Source organism: Sphingobacterium sp. UBA6645, from assembly GCF_002455685.1.
Classification (GTDB): Bacteria; Bacteroidota; Bacteroidia; order Sphingobacteriales; family Sphingobacteriaceae; genus Sphingobacterium; species Sphingobacterium hotanense.
In genome coordinates this window covers 14156-38475 of record NZ_DKLH01000088.1, presented here as the reverse complement: position 1 = coordinate 38475, position 24320 = coordinate 14156, and the positions used below count along the sequence as shown (strand labels likewise).

General features: G+C 40.0%; 22 protein-coding genes. 4 read left to right on the top strand and 18 right to left on the bottom strand.

Going from position 1 to position 24320, the window contains the following annotated elements; genetic code table 11:
- Positions 1-22: 22 nt before the first annotated feature.
- Positions 23-2089: a methionine--tRNA ligase gene (metG, locus tag B2400_RS16360; protein WP_293935006.1), complete on the bottom strand. Its 2067-nt coding sequence runs from the start codon at positions 2087-2089 to the stop codon at positions 23-25.
- A 148-nt stretch (positions 2090-2237) separates the two neighbouring features.
- On the opposite strand from metG, the gene B2400_RS16355 reads away from it, so the two are divergent.
- The gene (locus B2400_RS16355) at positions 2238-2633 is read left to right on the top strand and encodes a DoxX family protein (protein WP_293935003.1); all 396 of its coding nucleotides are present in this window, start codon (positions 2238-2240) and stop codon (positions 2631-2633) included.
- 36 nt (positions 2634-2669) lie between these two features.
- On the opposite strand, the gene B2400_RS16350 is transcribed toward B2400_RS16355, so the two are convergent.
- From B2400_RS16350 to B2400_RS16275, 16 genes are all read right to left on the bottom strand, one after another.
- Positions 2670-3131: an ABC transporter ATPase gene (locus B2400_RS16350; RefSeq protein WP_149527187.1), complete on the bottom strand. Its 462-nt coding sequence runs from the start codon at positions 3129-3131 to the stop codon at positions 2670-2672.
- Between the two features lie 13 nt (positions 3132-3144).
- Positions 3145-3687 carry a DUF420 domain-containing protein gene (locus B2400_RS16345; RefSeq protein WP_260044798.1) on the bottom strand — a complete coding sequence of 181 codons (543 nt, stop codon included), beginning with the start codon at positions 3685-3687 and terminating at the stop codon, positions 3145-3147.
- Between the two features lies 1 nt (position 3688).
- Complete coding sequence (locus B2400_RS16340) at positions 3689-4327, bottom strand: SCO family protein (RefSeq protein WP_293935000.1); 639 nt, start codon at positions 4325-4327, stop codon at positions 3689-3691.
- 95 nt (positions 4328-4422) lie between these two features.
- Entirely contained in the window at positions 4423-4800 is a 378-nt protein-coding gene (locus B2400_RS16335) for a cytochrome C oxidase subunit IV family protein (RefSeq protein WP_149527190.1), read from the bottom strand.
- Between the two features lie 32 nt (positions 4801-4832).
- Positions 4833-5570: a cytochrome c oxidase subunit 3 gene (locus tag B2400_RS16330; RefSeq protein ID WP_149527191.1), complete on the bottom strand. Its 738-nt coding sequence runs from the start codon at positions 5568-5570 to the stop codon at positions 4833-4835.
- Positions 5571-5579: 9 nt separating this feature from the next.
- Positions 5580-6182 carry a cytochrome c oxidase subunit 3 gene (locus B2400_RS16325; RefSeq protein WP_260044792.1) on the bottom strand — a complete coding sequence of 201 codons (603 nt, stop codon included), beginning with the start codon at positions 6180-6182 and terminating at the stop codon, positions 5580-5582.
- 6 nt (positions 6183-6188) lie between these two features.
- Positions 6189-7094: a heme o synthase gene (gene cyoE / locus B2400_RS16320; protein WP_149527192.1), complete on the bottom strand. Its 906-nt coding sequence runs from the start codon at positions 7092-7094 to the stop codon at positions 6189-6191.
- Positions 7095-7108: 14 nt separating this feature from the next.
- A complete protein-coding gene (locus B2400_RS16315) occupies positions 7109-8179 on the bottom strand; it encodes a COX15/CtaA family protein (protein ID WP_149527193.1) in 1071 nt (356 codons plus the stop codon).
- 54 nt (positions 8180-8233) lie between these two features.
- Positions 8234-10105 carry a cytochrome c oxidase subunit I gene (locus B2400_RS16310; RefSeq protein ID WP_187773894.1) on the bottom strand — a complete coding sequence of 624 codons (1872 nt, stop codon included), beginning with the start codon at positions 10103-10105 and terminating at the stop codon, positions 8234-8236.
- Between the two features lie 27 nt (positions 10106-10132).
- A complete protein-coding gene (locus B2400_RS16305) occupies positions 10133-11476 on the bottom strand; it encodes a cytochrome c oxidase subunit II (RefSeq protein ID WP_293934992.1) in 1344 nt (447 codons plus the stop codon).
- Positions 11477-11519: 43 nt separating this feature from the next.
- Positions 11520-12755 carry a quinol:cytochrome C oxidoreductase gene (locus B2400_RS16300; protein ID WP_149527194.1) on the bottom strand — a complete coding sequence of 412 codons (1236 nt, stop codon included), beginning with the start codon at positions 12753-12755 and terminating at the stop codon, positions 11520-11522.
- 18 nt (positions 12756-12773) lie between these two features.
- Positions 12774-13424: a c-type cytochrome gene (locus tag B2400_RS16295; protein ID WP_286651621.1), complete on the bottom strand. Its 651-nt coding sequence runs from the start codon at positions 13422-13424 to the stop codon at positions 12774-12776.
- Entirely contained in the window at positions 13396-13932 is a 537-nt protein-coding gene (locus tag B2400_RS16290) for a DUF3341 domain-containing protein (RefSeq protein WP_149527196.1), read from the bottom strand. Before B2400_RS16290 ends, B2400_RS16295 begins: the two co-directional genes overlap by 29 nt.
- Positions 13933-13937: 5 nt before the next feature.
- Positions 13938-15419, bottom strand: coding sequence for an NrfD/PsrC family molybdoenzyme membrane anchor subunit (nrfD, locus tag B2400_RS16285; RefSeq protein WP_149527197.1), 1482 nt, complete (start codon positions 15417-15419; stop codon positions 13938-13940).
- A 27-nt stretch (positions 15420-15446) separates the two neighbouring features.
- Complete coding sequence (locus B2400_RS16280; RefSeq protein ID WP_293934986.1) at positions 15447-18458, bottom strand: TAT-variant-translocated molybdopterin oxidoreductase; 3012 nt, start codon at positions 18456-18458, stop codon at positions 15447-15449.
- A gap of 41 nt (positions 18459-18499) precedes the next feature.
- Positions 18500-19780, bottom strand: a complete 1281-nt coding sequence (locus B2400_RS16275) for a cytochrome c3 family protein (protein WP_149527199.1) — start codon at positions 19778-19780, stop codon at positions 18500-18502.
- Positions 19781-20020: 240 nt separating this feature from the next.
- Between B2400_RS16275 and B2400_RS16270 the strand changes: the two genes are divergently transcribed.
- A complete protein-coding gene (locus B2400_RS16270; protein ID WP_149527200.1) occupies positions 20021-20485 on the top strand; it encodes a methionine-R-sulfoxide reductase in 465 nt (154 codons plus the stop codon).
- Here the strand turns inward: B2400_RS16270 and B2400_RS16265 are convergent.
- Positions 20445-21479, bottom strand: coding sequence for a LacI family DNA-binding transcriptional regulator (locus B2400_RS16265; RefSeq protein WP_149527201.1), 1035 nt, complete (start codon positions 21477-21479; stop codon positions 20445-20447). The two genes, B2400_RS16270 and B2400_RS16265, sit on opposite strands and share 41 nt — an antisense overlap.
- A gap of 160 nt (positions 21480-21639) precedes the next feature.
- Here B2400_RS16265 and B2400_RS16260 point away from each other — a divergent pair, with 160 nt between their 5' ends.
- Together B2400_RS16260 and B2400_RS16255 are read left to right on the top strand one after the other, a co-directional pair.
- Positions 21640-23901 (top strand): GH92 family glycosyl hydrolase, encoded by a 2262-nt coding sequence (locus B2400_RS16260; RefSeq protein WP_293934981.1) that lies wholly within the window; start codon positions 21640-21642, stop codon positions 23899-23901.
- Positions 23902-23975: 74 nt separating this feature from the next.
- Positions 23976-24299 (top strand): DUF493 domain-containing protein, encoded by a 324-nt coding sequence (locus tag B2400_RS16255; RefSeq protein WP_149527202.1) that lies wholly within the window; start codon positions 23976-23978, stop codon positions 24297-24299.
- Positions 24300-24320: the final 21 nt, after the last annotated feature.

Here is a 24320-nt window from a genome sequence, read left to right as displayed (position 1 = left end):
TTATGGTGTAGGGAAGAGGATTTTAACGGATTCCGCTTCCTACTGATATTTCTGATGTCGGATTAACAAAGTCTAAGCGACCGTCTGCATCTTCTGCCATCAAGATCATTCCTTGGGATTGAATACCTTTGATTTCTCTAGGTTCTAAGTTTACAAGTATGGAAACTTGTTTACCTATGATTTCTTCAGGTTGGAAGAATTCTGCGATTCCGGATACCACGGTACGTTTGTCGATGCCTGTATCTATGGTTAATTTTAGTAATTTTTTTGTTTTCACTACTTTTTCAGCCGTTATGATTCGGCCGACACGGATATCCATTTTTACGAAATCATCGAAGGATACATTCGCCTTTTGAGGTGCTTTAGGCGCTGCTAAGGCATTTGATGCTTTCGCTTGTGCTAGCTTATTCAACTGGAACTCCACTTGCTCATCGGTAATCTTATCAAATAACAACTGTGTTTCGCCCAATTCATGTCCAGACGCTAACAGATCTGCTTTTCCTGCAGTATCCCAGTCGCTTTTCGCTAGGTTCAACATTTCGAAGATCTTGGTACTGGTGAATGGTAAGAATGGTTGTCCTAATACTGCAAGGTTTGCAACGATTTGTCCAGCCACGAATAAAACCGTTTTAACGCGTTCTTCGTCGGTTTTGATTGTTTTCCATGGCTCTTCATCCGCTAGATACTTATTTCCTAAGCGTGCAGCGTTCATAAACTGTGCTAACGCCTCGCGGAATCGGTATTGCGATAGGGATTGTTTGATTAAGTCAGGGAAGGTCGCTAATTCTTTCAATACTTCTTCATCGGCAGCGGTTAATGGAGAACCCATTAATACTTTTCCGTCGAAATATTTATGCGAAAGAACCATGACGCGGTTTACGAAGTTACCGAAGATGGCAACTAGTTCGTTGTTCACACGTGCCTGGAAGTCCTTCCAAGTAAATTCACTATCTGAAGTTTCCGGAAGAATAGAAGTCAACATATAACGAAGCTCGTCTTGTTTACCTGGGAACTCCTGTAAGTATTCATGCAACCAAACGGCATGGTTACGAGACGTTGAAAGCTTATCGCCTTCTAAATTCAAGAACTCGTTTGCAGGTACATTTTCTGGCAATATGTACTCGCCGTGCGCATGTAAGATAGCAGGGAAAATAATACAGTGGAAAACGATATTGTCTTTACCGATAAAATGGATTAATGTAGAATCATCGGCTGTATTGTCTTGTTTTTTCCAGTATAGTTCCCAGTCTTTGCCCTCATCGATTGCCCATTGCTTTGTAGCAGAGATATAGCCAATTGGCGCATCTAGCCATACGTATAGTTTCTTACCTTCTGCTTCTTCCAACGGTACATCAACGCCCCAATCCAAGTCGCGCGTCATTGAGCGTGGCTGTAATCCGGATTTCAACCAGGATTGGCATTGACCGAATACATTAGATTTCAATACGTTTTTCTTGCCATCGATCAACCATTTCTCTAACCAAGGCTGATACTTGTCCAAGGGCAGATACCAGTGTTTAGTTTCTTTAAGAATTGGTGTTTTACCGCTTAAAGTTGACTTAGGATTAATTAAGTCTGTTGGGTTAAGCGATGTTCCACACTTTTCACATTGGTCGCCGTAGGCACCGTCATTTCCGCAATGCGGACAAGTTCCTACAATGTAGCGATCGGCCAAGAATTGATGAAATTCTTCGTCGTAGTATTGTTCCGAAAAGCGCTCAATAAACTCTCCTTTTTCATATAGATTCAAAAAGAACTCTTGAGAAAGCTGATGATGAATAGGTTCGGAAGTACGGTGATAGATATTGAAAGAGATTCCGAATTCTTCGAAACTTTCTTTGATCTGCTGATTGTACTTATCAATAATTTGCTGTGGCGTTACGCCTTCTTTTTTTGCTTTGATGGTAATCGCCGCGCCATGTTCGTCAGATCCACAGACATATACAACATCCTTATTGTTTAGACGTAGAAAACGAACAAAAATATCTCCGGGAATGTAAGCTCCAGCAAGGTGACCAATATGTAATGGACCATTGGCATAAGGTAATGCCGAGGTAATGGTATAGCGTTGTTTATTAAAAATATCCAATGTAAATAGCTGATTAAGATTAAAAAATTGTACTGCTATGTATCGTACAAAGATACGTCAAAATGTACTATTCTAATACATCTCAGCAGTATTAGCTGCAAAAAATCAGTATATTGGATTCAAATTTTATCATTAAACGAGTAAAAACATGCGTAATTCAAAAACTGACATTGGCTTATTAATTATCCGGGTAGTTATCGGTACGACGATGATTGCATTCCACGGGATTCCAAAACTAATGGGGGGTGTTGAGGGCTGGACGAAGATAGGTCAATCTATGCAAACAATTGGGATTAACTTCCTACCAACGATGTGGGGTTTTTCAGCAGGATTTACGGAAACTGTAGGTTCATTTCTATTGATTTTAGGATTGTGGACTCGTCCTGCTTCTTGGTTATTAGCATTTACGATGCTTATTGCGGTTGTCGTGCATCTAAGCAAAGGCGATGGCCTTTCAGGCGCTTCGCATGCCATTGAATTTCTTTCGGTCTATGTAGCATTTGCGATCATGGGGCCGGGGCGAGTGAGTGTCGATAAAAAATAATAAATAAAAAGCCTCTCGGATTGAGAGGCTTTTTATTTATTTCTTGAATACCGTTGCGTGCCAACTTTCTTTAAATGGAACTTCCCATTTTGTTTCCAACTCGTCTGCAGATTGAATTAGATTGTTATAGACAATTGTATCTTCATTGATCTCCCCTTCCTTATACAGGGCGGCAAATACATCACGCGACACGAGTTGAATATTACCCTCGATATCTCGATAAGACAATAACATACGGTTGAAAAGATCGATTTGAAGATCCGCTTCTAGCTTTTTAAGCATGTGGACCGATTTGTCAATCGAACAACCTGTCGCCTGCGCTAGTTCTTCGTCTACTGTCAGTATTACAAAAAGATTATGCTTTATTTCCGCATTCCCAGCCAATTGGCTGCCATGGGCAGTCCATTCTGCAACAAAATCTTTTAATTGTGCCTGTGCCGTTTCCAGCTCTGGCTGCGTAAAGAAACGATCAGCTTGATAAATCCAAATCTTCTTCATAGGGTCCCCTTTCTTAGTGAGTATAATAAGGTGAAATCATCAAGTAGACAATAACACCAGTTACAGCAACATATAACCACATTGGATATGTAATGCGGGCAAGCTTCTTATGGCGTTCGTACGCTCCAGCAATACCTCTCACAAAAGTAAACAATACGAATGGGATAATAATCACCGACAAAACGATGTGTGTAATCAGAATGAAATAATATACATAACGAATAGCTCCTTCGCCAAGAAACTTGGTAGATTCCGAGGTCATATGATAGGCTACATACATCACTAAGAACAAAGCTGAGCAGACCATACACAGTTTGATCAAATTTTCATGAAGCTTTGCATTTCCACGTTTGATGGCGGCAACAGCAATAACTAACAATACGGCTGTAATACCGTTAATCGTTGCATAGATCGGGGGCAGAAAACCCAAAGGCTCCACATCGAAACCCATACGCTTTAAATTAACACCAAACAACGCTGCAACAGCTAAAGGAATGATGATGGAAAGTGTCCAAATGATTCCTTTATATTTTTTTTCTTCTTCGGTCATTGCCATGTTACTTCCTTTCTACTTTAAGGGGATTATTTCTGATTTCTTCAACCAACTGAACTTTTATTTCATCTTCTAAGCGAGCCGTCTCCGTTTTCAAACTGATATCATAGATACCACGAATGCGGCGCTTTGAATCTAAAAGAACGAAATTGCTTCCGATAACATAGCTGCTGCTATCACTCGGATTGATCATCCCTTCAATCATCAATTGCTCACGCGCATAGCCCAATATGTCTTCCTTTGGCTTGTAAGCGACAAACCAATTGGGGTTCCCAATTTTAGCATAAGGTGCAACAACACGCTCTAAATCGCTCTTGGTATCCCGCGGATCTACACTGATGGAGTATAGGCGAACTTTCGGGTTATACTTGAATCGCTCTGCGATACTGCTCAAGTCGTGAATTAGCTGCTTCGATAAGGCAGAGTCACGAGAATAGAATAAATGTGCAACAGAGATAATGGTGTCCGATTGAAGAAAGGGAACATCATTACCATTCAAATCAATTAAATTCAGTGGTTTCACTTGGTGAAAGACTGTGTCTGGAATCTCTCGTCCCATTACACGGTTCATTTTGCCCGAGAGGCTTTTCTCACCAAATACTGGTAATCTTACGTACTCATTAGAGCCCATATTATTAACCATTATATATAAAAATCCTGGCACAAATAGTACAAGTGCCAGGATTATTAATTTTGATATGTTCTTAGAACGAGTATTTTTACTCATTACAAGCTTTCTTATTTGTGAGGGAAAATAGGTTGGTGTGTCATTGCACCGTGTAAGAAATCACCTTCAGTAAGAAGTAGGATGATGAAATACACAATAAATAAAAACACTATACTACAGCAGATTATAAATCCTGATTTTTCGAACTTCAAGTGCATGAAGAAAGCAACAATATAAAATGCTTTTACTAGTGTTAGTACAATATAAATCACATTCACTAACATTCCTTTTTGAAGGACTCCCCAGTGATGTACAAAACCTAATGCGATTAAGAATTCTAACGCAGTTAATGCTAATAAGATAAAGAATACGGACCAGATACGTTTTTTATCCATTCCTTCTTCATGTCCGTGCGCATCGTGTGCAGCAATATGATCGTGATTACTCATTATATCTTTGTTATTAATATTAGTGCAAAAAATTAGATTAAGTAGAAGAAGGTAAATACGAATACCCAAACTAAGTCTACAAAGTGCCAGTAAAGACCAACTTTTTCTACCATTAGGTAAGTACCTCTTCTTTCAAAAGTATTGTTCAAAGTCATCGACAATACGATGATATTTAACAAGATACCAATAGAAACGTGGAATCCGTGGAAACCGGTAATGGTAAAGAACAAGTTAGAGAATTGCAATGCAGCAGTGTAAGATATCTCTTTAGTGAAATAAGGCTGTAATGCATTGACAATTGCGTCAGGATCTGTTAAACCTGTAGCTGGGTTACGACCGAACCAAAAACCTTGGTGATGTAAGTGAGACCACTCAATAGCTTGACAGCCGATGAAACACAAACCACCTAAGATAGTCCATAACATCCATTTTACGACTTCGTGCTTCGAATTACGGTGTCCAGCTTCTACAGCTAATACCATCGTCACGGAAGACATAATTAAGATAAAGGTCATGATACCTACGAATACTAGGGGTTGACCTGATTCAGCGATTCCTGGGATAGATTGGAAGATCTTATCTGCATCAATCCAAGTAGGTTGAGCGAACTTTTGAGCACCATAATAGATTAGGAATGCAGAAAATGTAAATGCATCCGATACTAAGAAAAACCACATCATGATTTTTCCATACTCCAAATTCCATGGAGATTTACCTCCGCTCCAAGGGCCCTCTTTTACCTTATCCAATTGCGATACTGTTGTACTCATTGTTTAGTGTTATTGATTCAAAAGTAAGAAAACATAAATATATATCCATAATAGATCTAGAAAATGCCAGAAAATAGCGGCAATTTCCATCCGGAATAGATTGTTGATATAAGGGATGTTTTTTAGCACTCCAAAAAGACATCTTGCCAATACCAATATTCCAGCAATAATGTGCGCCAAGTGTAAACCTGTAAACACATAAATAAACGACTGTGAAGCGTTTGAATTCACAAAGGTGATATTTCTTTCCGTTAAAGCAGACCAAGCGTCTACCTGTAAGAAAAAGAATACTACACCCAATGCAATCGTAATCCCTAAGAACAGCTTTTGCTTAGCGAAATTCTGAGCTTTCACTGCGTTATAAGCTAAGTGCATCGTTAAACTACTAAGCACGATAGCCGCAGTGCTATAGATGAACGCGTACGGTAGAATTGTTTTGATTCCTTTATCCACTCCACTCGCCGTGTAAACTATAAAACCGCTGGAAAGAGCTGCAAACATCATAAACATGCCAATCATTCCAAGCCACAAATTAAACTTTTTGGCTTTTCTTGACTTAACTGCTTCCTCGCTTAACAAACTCTGATTATCCATCGTTAAATTCAATTCCATTTAAACTTAAAAAGGTTTAAAATCTAGTAATAAGACCAATTGTGTGATCGGTAAATAAGCAAATGATGTAAACATAATTCGCTTAGCGGTACTAATTTCCATTTTTTTAAGATGTTGGATACCATACCAGGTGAACATCAGTGCGCCAATTAATGACACTATCGTAAAGATCCATCCTCCGAATCCGAAGTACATAGGCAAGAAACCTACGGGGATCATTAATGCTGCAGAAATAAAGATCATCCATGCGGATCCTTTATCTTTTCTCGTCGTTGGCAACAATCTAAAGCCTGCACGCTTGTAATCATCATCTGCTACCCAAGCAATTGCCCAGAAATGTGGAAACTGCCAAAAGAACTGTATAGCAAATAAAACTAGCGGCGTAATCACCACAGCCTTCTCACTAACTGCAGCATATGCTAAACCGAATCCTGAAGACTCGAAAGCCGCATAATATCCGATTAGGGGTGGCAAGGCGCCTGGAATAGCTCCAACCCACACCGCAATTGGCGATTTCTGCTTTAATGGTGTATAAACAAATGCGTATAAGAAAATGGAAAATACGGAGATCAATCCGGCGATGAAATTTAAATTCACCAAAACCAATGTCCCAGCAATTCCCATAAACACACTCAAAACCAACGCTTGCCCTGTAGTCATTCTTCCAGCAGGCAATGGTCGATCCATTGTGCGCTCCATCAATTTATCTAAATCCTTCTCGATGATTTCATTAAACCCATTCGCGGCACCGGTTACTAGGAAACCTCCAACAGTTAGCAATGCCCAATTAAACCAGATTATATCTCCTTGTTGTGTAGCACCAATTAAAAATGAAATCGACGCTGAAAAAACTACCGTTAGAGTAAGTCTTAACTTAACAAGTTTGTTAAAATCTGAAATAAATTCCTTCATAATCAAAATAAATCCTAAACCGTCGTATGGCTTAAAGCATCTTGCTTTGGCTTACTCACGAGTAGCATTAAATAATATTGTGCCCCAAAGAACAAAGTCGCTACTACGAGATGCACTGTTTGTGCAACGGCAGGAACATGAAACCTCGCTAAAATAATTCCTGTTAACATTTGTATACAAACCAGCACAAAGGCAATCAGTGCAAAACGATATTGCTCAGTCGCTTTCACATACACGGATCTAGTTTTAAAAAACAGATAAGCCGTAATAGCAAGTGTAACGTAAGCCAGCACACGGTGAATATGATAGTTTGCACCTATCGACTCAATCCATGAATCACGTTGTATTTGCTGTGCATTGAGATGGTCAATGGCCTCTCTTACTTCTGTTCCATAAACGACTTGGATTACCAAAAGAACGATGGAAACTACCGAAAGAATAAAAATGCTTCGGTCTCTGGAATTAGCGTGCAGAAGCGACTTATCGCGTAAGGTTACTGCTAGAAAATAAGTATGAATACTTATACACACAATAACAATAGCAAGAAGCATATGCACCGTAATTACCCAAGGAGTAAGGTTAGTAGAAACTACTATTGAGCCTAACCAAGCTTGTATAACAACGACAATAAGATTAAGAACGCTCCATACGGTGATGGACTTTTTCTTTTTCCAATAGGTAAAAGAAAAGAGAGCTGAAAACAACAAACAAAATCCTGCAACAACGCCCGTCAGACGATTGATATATTCTGTCCAAGTCTTCACAGGATTGAACTCTTCATGTTGAAGAATAGTTTCATCATGACGAATTTGATCTGCTAAATCCTTGTAACCAAAGAACTCAATCATATTGGCAAAGCGTGTGTTCTTCTTAACGCGTCCCTCTACATAATGTTGCTCATAGCCTGCTGGCAGTTGAGAAATATCTGTAGGTGGAATAATGCGGTTAAAACACTTAGGCCAGTCCGGACAGCCCATTCCTGAACCTGTACTCCGAACAATTCCGCCTGCTGTAATCACTAAAAAAAGAACGAAGATCGTGATCTTTGTTGTGCGAATAAATCGCCTCTCAGCTGATGGGAACATCAATATCCCTCCCTTTACAAAATTTTATCGTATAAAAGAGAGGTAGGTTTTACCCTACCCTTCTGTTTCTCTGTTATGCTCTTTGTCATAAACACGCTGAGCAGCAATTCCTTCTTCATTACCTTCCCAATCGTGGATCAAGTTAGAACTCATCGTTTGCGAATGTGGAACGTTTTGAGGAATAAAGTCAGCATCATGACCTGGCTTACTGTAGTCATACGGCCAACGGTACACTGTAGGGATCTCTCCTGGCCAGTTTCCGTGAATGTGTTCTACAGGTGTAGTCCATTCTAATGTATTTGCATTCCAAGGGTTCTGAGGAGCACGTTTTCCACACCAGATTGATGCGAAGAAGTTCCATAAGAAAGCGATCTGACCAACAGCCGAAACAATCGCAGCCCAAGTAACCAAAATATTAACTGATACCCATTTCTCCATGAAAGGGAACTCAGTGAAAGCGTAGTAACGACGAGGAACACCGTCGATACCCATAAAGTGCATCGGGAAGAATACCAAGTAAGCACCAATGAATGTTAACCAGAAGTGGAAATAACCTAAACGCTCGTCCATCATACGTCCGAACATCTTTGGATACCAATGGTAAACACCACACAACATACCGAAGATCGATGCAGAACCCATTACCAAGTGGAAGTGAGCAACAACGAAGTAAGTATCGTGTAAGTTGATGTCTAAGGCAGCATTACCTAAGTATAAACCTGTTAAACCACCAGATACGAAGAATGATACCATACCGATAGCAAACATCATCGCTGGAGTAAAACGGATATTACCACGCCATAGCGTAGCGATATAGTTAAATGCCTTTACCGCTGAAGGAACCGCAATAATCAACGTCGTGATCATGAATACCCCTCCTAAGAAAGGACTCATACCCGTAACGAACATGTGGTGACCCCAAACAATAAATGATAATACAGTAATACCTACTAAAGAGTAAACCATCGCGTGGTAACCGAAGATAGGTTTACGTGAGTTTGTAGAAATTACTTCTGATGTTAAACCTAATGCAGGCATAACAACTATATATACTTCTGGGTGCCCTAAGAACCAGAATAAGTGTTGGAATAAGATTGGAGAACCACCTTCGTTAGGAAGAATGTTACCACCAACTACTAAGTCTGATAAATAGAATGAAGTACCAACCGAACGGTCAAAGAATAATAATACTACTGCAGATACTAATACTGGGAATGATAATAAACCTACGATTGCAGTTAAGAAGAACGCCCAAATAGTTAAAGGCATTTTCCATAATTCCATTCCTTTCGTACGCATGTTTAATACAGTACTGATGTAGTTTACACCACCTAATACCTGAGACGCAATGAATAAGGTCATACTGATTAACCATAAGGTCATACCTAATCCAGAACCAGGGATCGCTGTAGGAACAGCAGATAATGGTGGATAAATTGTCCATCCTGCAGATGCCGGACCACTTTCAACGAAGAAAGAAGCTACCATGATCACACAGGCAACAAAGAAAAACCAGTAAGAAAGCATGTTCATTAATGGCGATGCCATATCACGTGCTCCTAATTGGTAAGGGATTAATAAGTTACTGAATGTACCAGACAAACCCGCCGTTAATACGAAGAATACCATCATCGTACCGTGGATTGTTACCAAGGAAAGGAAGAAATCGGGTCTAATACGACCACCTTCAGCCCATTTGCCTAAGAAAACCTCCAAGATAGGGAATTCAGCGTCTGGCCATGCAAGTTGAATACGGAATAAGATCGACAAAAGCATGGCAAATACTGCCATCACAATACCTGTGATCAAAAATTGCTTTGCAATCATCTTGTGATCCTGACTGAAGACATACTTCGTCAAGAACGTCTCATGATGATGATCATGACCGTGATGAGCTGCGTCGTGCGATATAACTGTAGTTGACATATTCTAATATAAATTCTCTCTGTTCTATTAATTTAATGAAGCTGCAATACGGCTCTCCTTAATTGTATTGTCTTCTTTTTGTGCGAATTCTTTTTGAAGATCTTCTGTAAAGAACTTAGCTTGTTTGCTTAACCATTCTTTATATTCTGCTTCTGAAACCACAATAACCTTTTTCTTCATGTTATAATGGCTACTTCCACAGATCTTAGCACACAACATATAGTAGTCGTAAGCTGGATCATTCTGACGATCACGCATCTCTTCTGTAGTTACCGTTGGAGTAAATTGGAAGTAATTCGTCATACCTGGTACCGCGTTGATTTGTACACGGAAATCAGGAATATAGAAAGAGTGAATGATATCTTTTGATAAGATGTGGAAACGAACTGGCTTATTAACCGGGATTACGATTTCATCACCTTTAACATCATCCCAAGAACTTTTATCGTTGAAATCAATACCATAAGAGTTCGTTGGAGTCGTCAATTTATAATTACGTTTACCAATTACACCGTCATTACCCGGGTAACGAACTGTCCATTGGAATTGCTCTCCTAAAACCTCAACTTGTAAAGCTGACTTCTTAAGATCCTCAGGAATGTTCGTAATTGATCTCCAAGTAAAGAAACCGAATAATACTAAGATAGTTAAAACAACAGCAGGAACGATTGTCCATAATCTTTCGATAGCATCATTGTGCGGATAGTAATACGCCGTACGCTTCGCACGCATTCTGTAGATTAAACTGAACGTCAATAATAAAATGTGAACTAACACTAGAACGATGGTGATAATAACCGTCGTAATAATGAACATTCTATCTATATCCTTACCGTGTTCTGTCACTGCTTCTCTCCATGCCCAGCTTCCCCATACTGCGTATGAATAATACGTGAATGCTAAAAAGGCAATAAGAAAAACAAACAGTAAAACTGCTTGACTAGTATTGTTTGCTAATGGATTGTATTTACCATTAACCTTCTTTGTCAATGAATAAATAGAAAGTACTTTAAAAACTACCCCTACAACTGCACAGGCAATTAATAAAATGAAAACATAATACAACAGGTTTTTGTAAACCTGTGGATCAATTTTCTTTTCTTCTTTTGGAGCTGCCGCCGCAGAGCTAGACGATGAAGAACTAGATGCTGCTGCTACAGTCGTCGAATCAGTCGTCGCCGGAGCCGCTGCCGAATCTACAACTGCAGTTGCCGCAGAGTCTGCCGGAGCAGCTACAGCTGCTTGCTCAGTTTGTGTAGCAACGGTAGCCGTGTCCTGAATGGAAGCAAATAGTGGCGTAGCCAACATCAAGTTGATCGCTAATAAACCTCCGATTAAGGACTTGAATCTGTTATTTAATGTAAACTTCATTTTTTTATAAGACGTTTGAACGTTATCCCAACTTTATCTTTTATTAAATCTGATGATGTAAACTTTCATCAAGAAGCGGATGGTGCTTCGGAGCTAATGCATGCTTACTCAATTTAGACATTACTAAGAAAGTAAACAATCCAACAAATCCTATAGCAGTACCAATCTCTACAAAACCAAATCCTCTGTGTGATTCAACTGTACCAGGCATAATCATAATGTAGTAATCTAACCAGTGACCACATAATAACATGATCGCTACGAACAACATTACATTACCCTTACGCTTAGCATCTCTATCCACTAATAATAATAATGGCGCCACAAAGTTAATAATAATGCTCAACCAAAACCAAGGTTTGTATTCAGGTTCCCAACGTTTATAGAAATAAACTGTCTCTTCAGGAATATTTGAATACCAAATCAACATGAACTGAGCAAACCAAACATAACACCAGAAGATAGAGAAACCGAACATTAATTTACCTAAATCGTGTAAGTGGTTTTCATTAACCCATGCCATGTAACCTGCTTTTTTCACAAGAACAAGGATGATAACGATTGCTGCGATTCCACTAACCCACATTGCTGCGAAGTTATACCAACCGAACATGGTCGAGAACCAGTGCGCCTCTAAAGACATGATCGTGTCGAAAGACCAAATTGGTGTAGTGAAACCAAAGATTACTAAGAAGATCGCGGATAGCTTAAATCCTTTTTTGTAAGAGTTTAAACCACCTTGTAAATCTTCATTGTATGAAAGTTTAGCTAAGATAAAAGCGAAAATACTATAGCTTCCCATGAAGATGATCTGACGGATCAAGAATCCTGGTACATTTAAGAAAGCTGCTTTACCCGCAACCAACTTATCATAGTTAGGACTGCTAGGATCTGTTAATCCATCTGCATGCCAGTGGTGGTAAAGGTTATGTGTAGTTAAACCCAAAGCTACAATCACTAATAATAAGATTGAAGCGATTGGTAAAATACTAGCCATTGCCTGAGGGATACGAATTAATCCAGCAGACCAGCCTGATTGAGTTACTAATTGTAATGCAACAAAGAATGCTCCAGCTGCACACACACAAGTAAAATAATAGCCCATCAATAATAAATTGGCATATGTACGCTCAACCATGATATGGTCACTGGAAAGTAAGCCAAGTGCAATTGCGGCAATTCCTACAACGATCGCAACCAAGCTCAACACCTTAGCGATGCCGGCGAATTGAAATTGCTCGCTGAAATTATAATCGTGATGATGATTGTGAGTTCCCATTTATAATATCGATGTTAATTATTTTTTTTGTAATTCATGAACGTACATAACCACTTTCCAACGCTCTTCTGGAGTCAACTGTGAAGCGTGAGCTCCCATCGAGTTGTATCCATAAGTAATGGTGTGATAAATCTTTCCGTCCGTTAATTCTGACATTTTACCACCTCTTGAAGATGGAACTCCAGCAGACTGATGGTATGATGGCGGCGGAGGGAAGTTCTCTAACGCTCTTGTACCTCTAGAGTCAGTAACTGATCTATCCTTAGTAATAGGGCCATCTCCTGCTCCATCCTTACCATGACAAACTGCACAATAAGTTAAGAACAACGTCTCACCTTCAGCTAAATTCGCTTGAGTAACTAACAAAGGGTTTTTAACCTCTGCACCAGCTAACTCATACCCTTCAACTGTATTCGGATAATCAAAACGCTCAAACCCGATTGGCGTAGTGCTCGCCGGAGGTAATTGCGCTGTCTGCTTATTTTTAAAATTATCATTTGGCTGATCCGGATTGAATGCAATTGGATCATACATATTTCTCGAGAATTCTAAACCTGTACTGCGTGTCGTACCATCTCCGCAGGCAGAAACCACTGCAGCTAACGCGGCAGCAACACATACAGTTCCAAGAAAATTCTTCTTATTCATAGCTAACATATTTTCTTTCATTGTATTTAACTTCTACTGCTCCTGCTTCTTTCAATAGACTATCGATCAACGCATGATCAGTATTTTCACGAGCATCAACTGCAATTATAAATCTGTCATCCGTTGCACGAAGATCCATCACACGTGGAGCACGTCCTGGGAATAAATGATTGCGATAGAAGAATGTAGCAACCATTCCTAACGCACAAATTAAGATTGTAACCTCAAATGTAACCGGAACAAAGTTTGGCAATGGCAATGATGGCTTACCACCAATGTTCATCGGCCAATCATAAGCCATTGTGTAGAACAATAAACTAAATCCTAAAATTGTACCTGTTGCTCCGAATAAAAATGCAGCAATTGGTAAACGTGATGGTTTTACGCCCAGCTTAGCTTCAATACCGTGGATCGGCATTGGTGTAAAACAATCATAAATGCTAATGTTATTTGCTTGCAACTTGTCAATCCCGTGCATCATTTCATCAGGATCCGCAAAACTACCTAGTATATATTTTGTATTGCTCATTGCTACTATTTTTTACGTAATTCTTTAATATCCTCTTCTGTAACTGTATCGTATTTCTCCAAAGAGTTTCTGAAGAACTCAACTTGATCCTCAGGGAATGCGCCTTCTTGAACAAGCTTAGTTTTCTGTTGTAAACTCGCGCTCTTCAACAATAACTTAACCTCTGCAATAGCAATACCTGGTAAGAAACGAAGGAACAATAAGAATAAAGTGAAGAATAAACCAATTGATCCAACGAAAATACCCACGTCAACCCAAGTTGGGTAGAACATCGCCCATGATGATGGTAAGTAGTCACGGTGTAATGAAGTAACGATAATTACGAAACGTTCAAACCACATACCGATGTTTACCACAATTGATAATACCCAAGAGATTGGAATACTTGTTCTAATTTTCTTGAACCAGAATAATTGTGGTGAAATCACGTTACATGTCATCATCGCCCAGTAAGCCCAAGCGTAAGGACCTGCAACACGGTTTGCGAATGCATACATTTCATATTCAGAACCTGAGTACCATGCAATAAATAACTCTGTTAAGTATGCAATACCTACGATAGATCCTGTTGTCATGATGATCTTATTCATCGCTTCAATATGGAACATCGTGATGTAGTCCTCAAAGTTCATTACTTTACGAAGGATTAACAATAATGTTTGTACCATCGCGAAACCTGAGAAAATCGCTCCAGCAACGAAGTATGGAGGGAAGATCGTCGTGTGCCATCCTGGAATTACGGAAGTTGCAAAGTCCATGGATACGATGGTGTGTACCGAAAGTACAAGAGGTGTAGAGATACCAGCTAAGATCAATGAAACGATCTCAAAACGCTGCCAAGTCTTTACTGAACCATTCCATCCGAAAGAAAGGATTGAATAGATTCTACGTTTTAAACCAGAAGCACGGTCACGAACTGACGCGATATCCGGTAATAGACCACAGTACCAGAATACTAAGGAAACTGTGAAATATGTAGAGATCGCAAATGCGTCCCATACAAGTGGTGAGTTAAAGTTTACCCATAAAGATCCGAATTGGTTTGGCAATGGGAAAATCCAGTATGCTAACCAAGGGCGTCCCATGTGAGCAACAACGTATGTTGCGGCACAGATTACGGCAAAGATTGTCATCGCCTCTGCCGAGCGGTTAATCGAGTTACGCCAGTTTTGACGGAAAAGTAAAAGTACTGCGGAAATCAGCGTTCCGGCGTGACCAATACCCACCCACCATACGAAGTCGGTGATATCCCAAGCCCAACCTACGGTTTTGTTCAAACCCCAGGCGCCGATACCTGTCCAGAAAGTGTATCCAACACTTACTACCCATAACATTGCTCCAAGGACAGCTACTGTAAAGCCAATCCACCAAGCTTTGTTCGGTTTATTTTCAACCGGTAGCAAGATATCATCTGTAACTTTTGCATACGTGATATTCTTGCCGGTTACTAATGGTTCTCTTAATATTGATTCGTTATGCGATGACATAGTTATTTTATTTCAGTATTGAATAAATTACGCTTCAAATGTGTTTCTTACCTTAGTCATGTAACCAATATTTGGTTGCACGTTGATCTCTTCTAGTACGTAATAAACACGCTCGTTACGTAGTGCTTTTGAAACTTCTGATTCTGGATCGTTAGCATCTCCAAAGATAATCGCATTTGCCGAACATGCTGCTTGACAAGCCATTTGAATATCTCCGTCCTTAACTTTACGATTTTCGATCTTAGCTTGCAATTTACCAGCTTGAATACGTTGGATACACATTGAACATTTCTCCATAACCCCACGAGAACGTGTCGTTACATCAGGATTCAATACTAATTGTGTAAATTCGTTATTCAAGTAGTTGTCAAAGCGTGAATCATTCCAGTAGTTAAACCAGTTAAAACGACGTACTTTATATGGACAGTTGTTTGCACAGTAACGAGTACCGAAACAACGGTTGTAAGCCATATGGTTAAGACCTTCTGAAGAGTGAACAGTCGCCAATACCGGACATACAGTCTCACATGGAGCATGCTCACAGTGTTGACATAACATCGGTTGGTGAACAACAGTTACATCTTCGTAATCTAAACCGTCTGCTTTCGCAATCTCTTTTTCTTTTGTAAGCTTCGATTCACCACTGTTGATTGTGTAGTAACGGTCAATACGCAACCAGTGCATCTCACGACGACGGCGAACCTCGTCACGACCAACAACCGGAATATTGTTTTCTACGTTACATGCAACGATACAAGATCCACAACCTGTACAAGCGTTCAAGTCAATTGCCATCACCCAACGGTGACCTGGTTGCTCAAACTTGTTCCATAAGTCGTAAGTCTGATGTGTATCAGCAAAACGACCTGACTCTGAATTTGGATCTTTTAAATATTTAGCAAATGAAGTTTCACGAATAATGTTACGACCTTCAATCGTGTGGTGAGTTTGCGTTTGTGCTAATTCGTAGATTCCTGATGCTTTCGAAACAGTAGCTTTAGCTGTAAATTGAACAGTACCATTTACTAAGCTTGCGAATGGATAAGCATTCACACCTACATTATTACCTGCTTTACCTACTTTCGTACGACCATAACCTACAGCAATGGAAACCGTACCTTTAGCTTGACCAGGCTGCAATACAACCGGTAAATCTACTTTGTAACCATTAGCTTCAACAGTCACTTTTCCAGTTTCTTTAACCCCTAGTTCTTCAGCATCCTGAGGGTTGATAGCTGCATAGTTATCCCAAGTTACTTTTGATACTGGATCTGGCAACTCTTGTAAGTATGCGTTATTTGCATAACGACCATCTCTCAATGTAGTAGATTCGTATAATTTCAATTCTACCCCACCAGCGATACGTTTGCTATCGTTCGCAATTGCCGCAGCTACAGCATTCGCATCAACAGCAGCGCTGTATGATGATCCTGTCGTAGTTCCTTTAAATACGAAACCTTGTTGTAAAACGTCTTTCCATGTTTTTCCTGTACCCGCTAAGATATTAGCTTCCCAGTATTCTTTCACGAAATCGTGGATTGGTTTATTAACACCTGCCCATACTAACAATGACTGTTCAGCTTGGCGTGTGTTAAATACAGGATTGATAGTAGGTTGAACGATGGTGAATAAACCTTCTTTTGCAGAGGAGTCACCCCATGCTTCTAAGAAAGTACAGTTAGGAGCGATTGCTTTCAATTCTGAAGCTGTCTCATCTGCTCTATCAGCGAATGATACCGAGTAATCGATTTTCGCGATTGCAGCTTTTACATCATCAACTTTGAAATAATCATAAACCGGGTTGCTATTCAAGAAGAAAGCAACACCAACTTGACCAGCTTTAGCAGCAGTTAAGAACTGTTGGAAAGCAGCATCCGAACCTTGATATTGTTTTGAGTAATTATCTAAATCGATAATCGCTCCATATGCGCCTAATGCTGAGTTGATCGCATTTACTAACAATTGAACGTTAGTATCATTTGATCCGGCAACGACTAAAGCAGCACCTCTAGCAGCAACTAATTCTTTCGCAGCTAAAGTGATTACCTTTTTCGCTTTTGCATTGTTCGTACCACCAGCTACAGATTGTCCTGTGATTTCATTGTATAATGAAACTAATACAGCACCTTCTTCCGATGGCTTAATCGCAACACGCGCATCAGCATTCGAACCTGTCATCGATAGACCCGATTCGAATTGAATATGACGTGACATTTTACCGCCTTTCAACGATTTATGATCACGGTTTTTAATATAATCTTGTGTGTGCTCTTCCCCTGCTACCCATGAACCTAGGAAGTCTGCTGCTACTGAAACAACAACCTGCGCTTTGTCGAAGTGGTATGAAGGGATAACTGCTTTACCAAATGCTGTTCTATTTGCTTCGATAATACCGCTGTAAGAAACAGCATCAACTTGAACTAAATTGGTTGAAGGGTATTTCGCAGCTAAAGCAGCGATAGCAGCTAATGTTGAAGGACTGTTTACTGTGTTGGCAACGATGGTAATTTGCTTACCAGCACCTTGCGCCTTGTTCAAAGCATCAACAACAGCTTTATCCAACTGAGACCATTCTACATCTTTACCAGCAATTTGCGGATTCTGTAGTTTGGACATATCATATAAGTCAAGTACAGAAGCTGCAGTTTGCGCGTCAGTACCTTGATTTAAGCCAACTGAATTTTTATTAGCCTCTAAAGAGATTGGACGTCCCTCGCGAGTTCTAACGATTACACTCCGACCATTGAAGGATGATGCGTAAAAGTTAGGGATACCTGGAGTTACCTCCTCCGGCTTGATTACATAAGGTACAGCCTTATGAATCGGCGTACGGTTACATGCAGCTAAAGTTACAGCACCTAATCCAAAGCCTAATGCCTTCAAGAAGTCACGACGTGGAGTTTTTGTACTTAAACCTGCTTCATTTAACACATCTTCTACGGGAATAGGCTCAGCAAACTCCCCTTTGCTTCCTTCTACAAAAGCTGGAGTCTGATTTAACTCTTCTAAACCTTTCCAATATTTTTTATTGCTTTCCATTTAAGCTATATATAAGATTCCGTATTTCTAATTAAACTCTATTAATAGTGACACTTACCACACTCTAATCCACCGATCATTGCAGCAGTCATCTTCTCACCTTTTTTCAACTTCTCGTGTGCTTTGATCAATTGATCGTAATATGCGTTGTCCGCATTTACTTCTGTCGTTTTGTGACAGTCAACACACCATTTCATTGTAAGTGGAGAATATTGATAAACTTCTTCCATATCTTGGATCGGACCGTGACATGTTTGACACTCAACACCTGCAACAACTACGTGCTGTGAGTGGTTAAAGTATGCAAAGTCAGGTAAGTTATGAATTCTAACCCATTCGATAGGACGAGGATTGTTTCCGTAAGTTCTAGTTTCAGGATCATAATCAACCGCACGATAGATTTTCAAAATCTCTGGTGAAATCTCACCATCATAGTGATCAGATGCAGTTACTGTGTTGTGACAGTTCATACATACGTTCGCTGATGGAATTGAAGCATTCTTAGATTTGAACGCACCACCGTGACAATATTGACACTCAATCTGGTTAACACCTGCGTGAATCTGGTGAGAGAACTTAATCGGTTGTACAGGCTTGTAACCTTCATGTACACCCACGTTCCACATGGCTTTCCAACCCGCAACGCCTAAAAGACCCACAACCATCAATACCACAAAGAATACCAACTTCTTGTTCTTCAAGAATGCTTTCGCAAACTTAGCAGAACTACTTTCGCCAGCCTCTTCATGTTGAGCTTGTGCAGCAGCAATTGTCGCTTGGTTAGCAGCAATCACCTTCTCTAAAGTTTTTGTAACACGGTTTAAAGCAAAGATTACCGCAACAGCAACGACGAACAAAGCAACTAAGCCTATGATCATCATTCCACTGGCATCACTGCTAGCAGCAGCACCTCCAGCCGGAGCTTTCGATTGCTTCTCAGCTAATTTAACTTCCTCTGCTTGTACATAAGCGATGATATCTTTAATATCAGCCTCTGACAAGTGAGCGTAAGGAGCCATCATTGTAGGGTATTCAGCCTTCAATGCAACAGCTTGCTCATCTCCTGAATCAACCATCCCTTGTGGATTATGAATCCACTTAACAATCCAAGCCTCTTCACGACGCTCAGATAAACCCTTTAAATCTGGACCTGTAATTTTCTTACCAACAGCGTGACAAGAGTTACAAGCGTTCGATTTGAAGAGAGCAGCACCATTCGCGGCATCCTGTGCTTGCGAGGTTGTTGTAACGGCAAATAACAATACCAAACTGATCGATATTGACTTCGCAAGTCTTCCCAAAACGGATGAGATATTTCTCATATTTAGCACTTTATACTATTTTATGTGTAATAATTAATTGTTGACACTTAGAGTATGTACACAGAAGCGTACAAAACAATGCACAAAAGTATAACTTATTAAGCAATCCCTGACAATCTGATGACGTAATTTGTCAATTTATAATCATTCTAAATAGATATCATAGAATCGTCATAAAGTGCCCTAATATAACAATAATGTGATTTTATACCACGTTTTTATTATTAACTTAGTGTCACTATGAAATGGATATATTTCTTTTTTCTCTATTTTTTATTTACAAGTTGTGCACAATCACAATCCAAGCATACACATACGACTATGAACGACGAAACGAAATACAACAAATTAACTCCAGAAGAAGAATATGTCATTCTTCATAAAGGAACGGAACGACCCTTTACTGGAGAGCTATTAGACAACAAAGCCAAAGGAACTTATATCTGTCGCCGTTGCGACGCCCCATTATACGAGTCGAAAGATAAATTTGAATCACATTGTGGCTGGCCGAGTTTTGACGATGAGATACCAGGTGCTGTAAAAAGAGAAGTTGATGCAGATGGTCGAAGAACCGAAATTCTGTGTGCGAAGTGTGGTGCACACCTAGGTCATGTTTTTGAGGGTGAAGGATTCACCGCCAAAAACACGAGACATTGTGTAAATTCTATTTCAATGAAGTTTGTTCCTGCGGCTCCTCAACAATAGCCGACGAACCTCTTACAAGAAGCTCACAAGGGATTACAATTTTTTGTAGTTCCTTATTTTTCCCCTTGATTTCATTCAACAAGGTATGTATCAGTTCATTCGCGATTGCTACAGTATCCTGAGTAACCACCGAAATATCGGGATCATGCAATTTGAACAACGTGTGATCATCAAAAGCAACCATATTAGGTAGCTTCATTCCATGCTCCTTTACGGCCTTCAGACCATCGATAGCTAAATAATTGGTTGCGAATAAAACAGCGTCCAAGTTATTATCATGAATAAACTCATACAATTGCTCTACGGCTGTTTCTTCCTCTTCATCCAAACGAACTTTCTTGATGTACGCCTGCTGCTGATAATCATCAATCGCTTTCATATAGCCTTCTAAACGATCGCGCATCTGTGTCTGATTCGAATAGAGCGAAACGAAACCTACCTTCTTATTTTTCGGATTATCTAGCAAATGTTTTGTAGCCTCAAAAGCCCCGTTAAAGTTATCCAATACGACGTAATGGGTATCTAATTGCGGTACGTATCGGTCAAACAGTACCAAAGGGACGTTATTTTTATTCAAATTGCTCAAAGTATCCTCCAAACCTTCTGGAGGCGTAATAATGTAGCCATCAACCTGCCTATCATAAAACAATTGAATAAGCTCTCTAGCTTTCGTAGGATCGTTGTCCATACTACAGTAGATGATGTGATAGCCATTTTCATAGGCAATTCGCTCAATGTATTTCGCAATATTTGAGAAGAAAGGATTGGAAATATCTTCGACAATCAAACCTAAAATCTTGGACTGTCCAGTTCGCAAACTTTGAGCTAACTGATTAGGCTTATAACCTACCTTCTTGACGTATTCTAACACACGCTTGGTTAAACTCTCACTAATTCGTTTCTCTTTAGCTTTTCCGTTCAAAATAAAAGATACAGTCGTAACGGAAACTCCAAGAGTTTTTGCAATATCACTAATTAAAATACGCTTTCTCATGCTAGGTCAACAGTGGATTATAGGAAATTTTACCAAATATATAATTTCAGCTAAATTTTAGCAAGCAATTGCTAAATTATTTGCTAAATAATCCGCTAAAAGGATTTATTAAATAAATAAAACTATTTTTGTATAGAGTACACTATTTATAACGAACATTATGACCTTTCATTATACCCGGACGCTAAAATCACTTTTCTTAGGTTCGGCGATGCTGACATTAGTTAGCAATGCTGCCGCCCAGACATTAACGCGTTATGTCGATCCTTTTATAGGAACCGGAGGACATGGACACACCTATCCTGGTGCTACCGTCCCTTTCTCCCTAGTACAATTATCTCCCGACAACGGTAAAAATGGTTGGGATTGGGTCAGTGGATACCATATCTCTGCAGATTCCATCGCCGGATTCAGTCATATGCACCTTAGCGGAACCGGAATCGGTGATTGGTTGGACATCGCTATCATGCCAATGCTGAAACCGATCAAAAATTATAAAATCGATACACGTGTTTCATTTTCGCACGCAAATGAATCGGCAGGCCCAGGATATTATGCGGTACAGTTGGACAATCAGATCCAAGCAAGACTTACAGCAACAGAACGCGTCGGATATCATCAATATCAATTCCCAGCCTCCGCAGAACCAACCGTACGCTTAGACCTAAATCATGCCTACAATTGGGATAAACCAACGGACACCGAAATCCAAATTTTGAACGACAGTACCGTTGTTGGGAAAAGATATTCCTATGGTTGGGCCAATCAGCAACATATTTACTTTGCTATACGCTTTTCTGCTCCTTTCAAACAATATCTACTCAACGGGAAAGAAAGCAGCACAAAAGAATTACGCGTAGAAAACCTAGGAAAACTTACAGAACCAGCTGTCAATGCGCAGTTCATTTTTCCGAATAGCAAGCAAATTGAATTAAAAGTCGCTCTATCTACAAGCAATCAGCAGAAAGCCCTTTTAGCCTTAAACGAAATACCAAATTGGTCATTCGACGCAGTGAAAGATCAAGCTGAGCAGAAATGGGAAAAGGAATTAGGAAAGATTGAAGTAGCAAGTAAAGATGATCGCTTGAAGAAAATTTTCTATACCGCTTTATATCATACCGCAATCTCGCCGACCCTCTACTCGGACCAAGACGGCGAATACAAAAACTATAAGGGACAGCAGCGCACCATGCCTAACAACGGCCAACGCTATACCCTGTTCTCTCTTTGGGATACTTTCAGAGCCTTAAAACCATTATTTACCATCACCCAACCCGAACGATACACCGACATCATCAATAGCATGCTCGCTTTCTATGATGAAAACGGACTGCTTCCCGTTTGGGATCTGAGCACCTTCGAAACGAATACCATGACCGGATACCATGCTATCCCAGTTATAGCCGATGCGATATTGAAAGACTGGCCGGGAATCGATCAAGAGCGAGCATATCAGGCGATGTTAGCGAGTGCACATCAATCCATCCGTGAAGTACCTGCTTATATAGAATATGGCTATGTTCCGCAAGATGTCAACGGTGGTTCTGTGACCAAAACATTGGAATACGCATTCGATGACTATTGCATATCATTAGTTGCTAGAAAACTGGGAAAACAGGATGATTATAATAAATTTACCAAGCGCGCCAAGAGCTATATCAATCATTTCGACCCCCAATCTGGTTTTATGCGCGCCAAAAAGAAAGACGGAAAGTTCATCGAGCCGTTCGATCCTTTTTATTCCGAACACGATTTTGACAAAAGCCAATACATCGAAGGTAATGCTTGGCAACACTCCTTCTTCGTTCCTCACGATGTTCGTGGACTAGCGAAGCTATTCCCTAAAAAAGATGGTCTAGATAAGATGTTGGACACTCTATTTACCGCACCATCTCATATGACCGGTGAAAACCAATCGCCTGACGCGTCCGGATTCATTGGTCAGTATGCACATGGTAATGAACCGAGCCACCATATCGCCTACATGTATAGCTATATCGGCAAACCTTGGAAGACACAGGAAAAGGTAAGAGCCATTATTGATTCGATGTACCACGACCGACCAGATGGCTATGCCGGAAACGAAGATGCAGGACAGATGAGCGCATGGGCAGTATGGTCCATGATGGGCTTATACCCAGCAAGCCCTGTCAACGGAGAATATGTATTTGGAAGCCCTGTATTAGACGGAGCAACAATCCATATGCCCGGAGGGAAAAAGTTCCGCATAAGCGCTAAAAACAACAGCGAAAAGAATATATACATTAGGTCGATCAGATTGAACGGAAAGAGATATACAAAATCTTATATAACGCATGCGGAGATGCTAAAGGGCGGCGAATTGGTATTCGAAATGTCGCCAGTACCGAATAAGAAATACGGAATTAAGCGAAAAGATCAGCCCTCTTCCATGGAAAACTAAAACCATTGGATAAATTGTCATGTTATAACCTTAGGTACACAATTTGATAACATAAGGGAAAGGAGAAAAACATAATGAGTGATTTCAACAACATTAACATAAAAGACATTCAGGACGGAAACAACGGACAGGATTTCTACAAAAACTTTAGAGAGAAATTGGTAGAAGTAGAACAGTTTCCTTCGATCTATACCTTTAAGTTCATCGTGAAAACTGACTCTGATCAGGGCGAGCAGGTTAAAGCCTTATTTACCCATTCTTCCGCTAAGTTTTCCGAAAAAAGTTCATCAGGGGGAAAATATACTTCTATTACCATTGAAAACTTTGTAAATTCTGCCGACGAAGTAATAGAATATTACAAAAAGGTCGCAGAGATACCGGGTGTAATGATGTTATAAAATAATAAAGAAAGGGTGCCA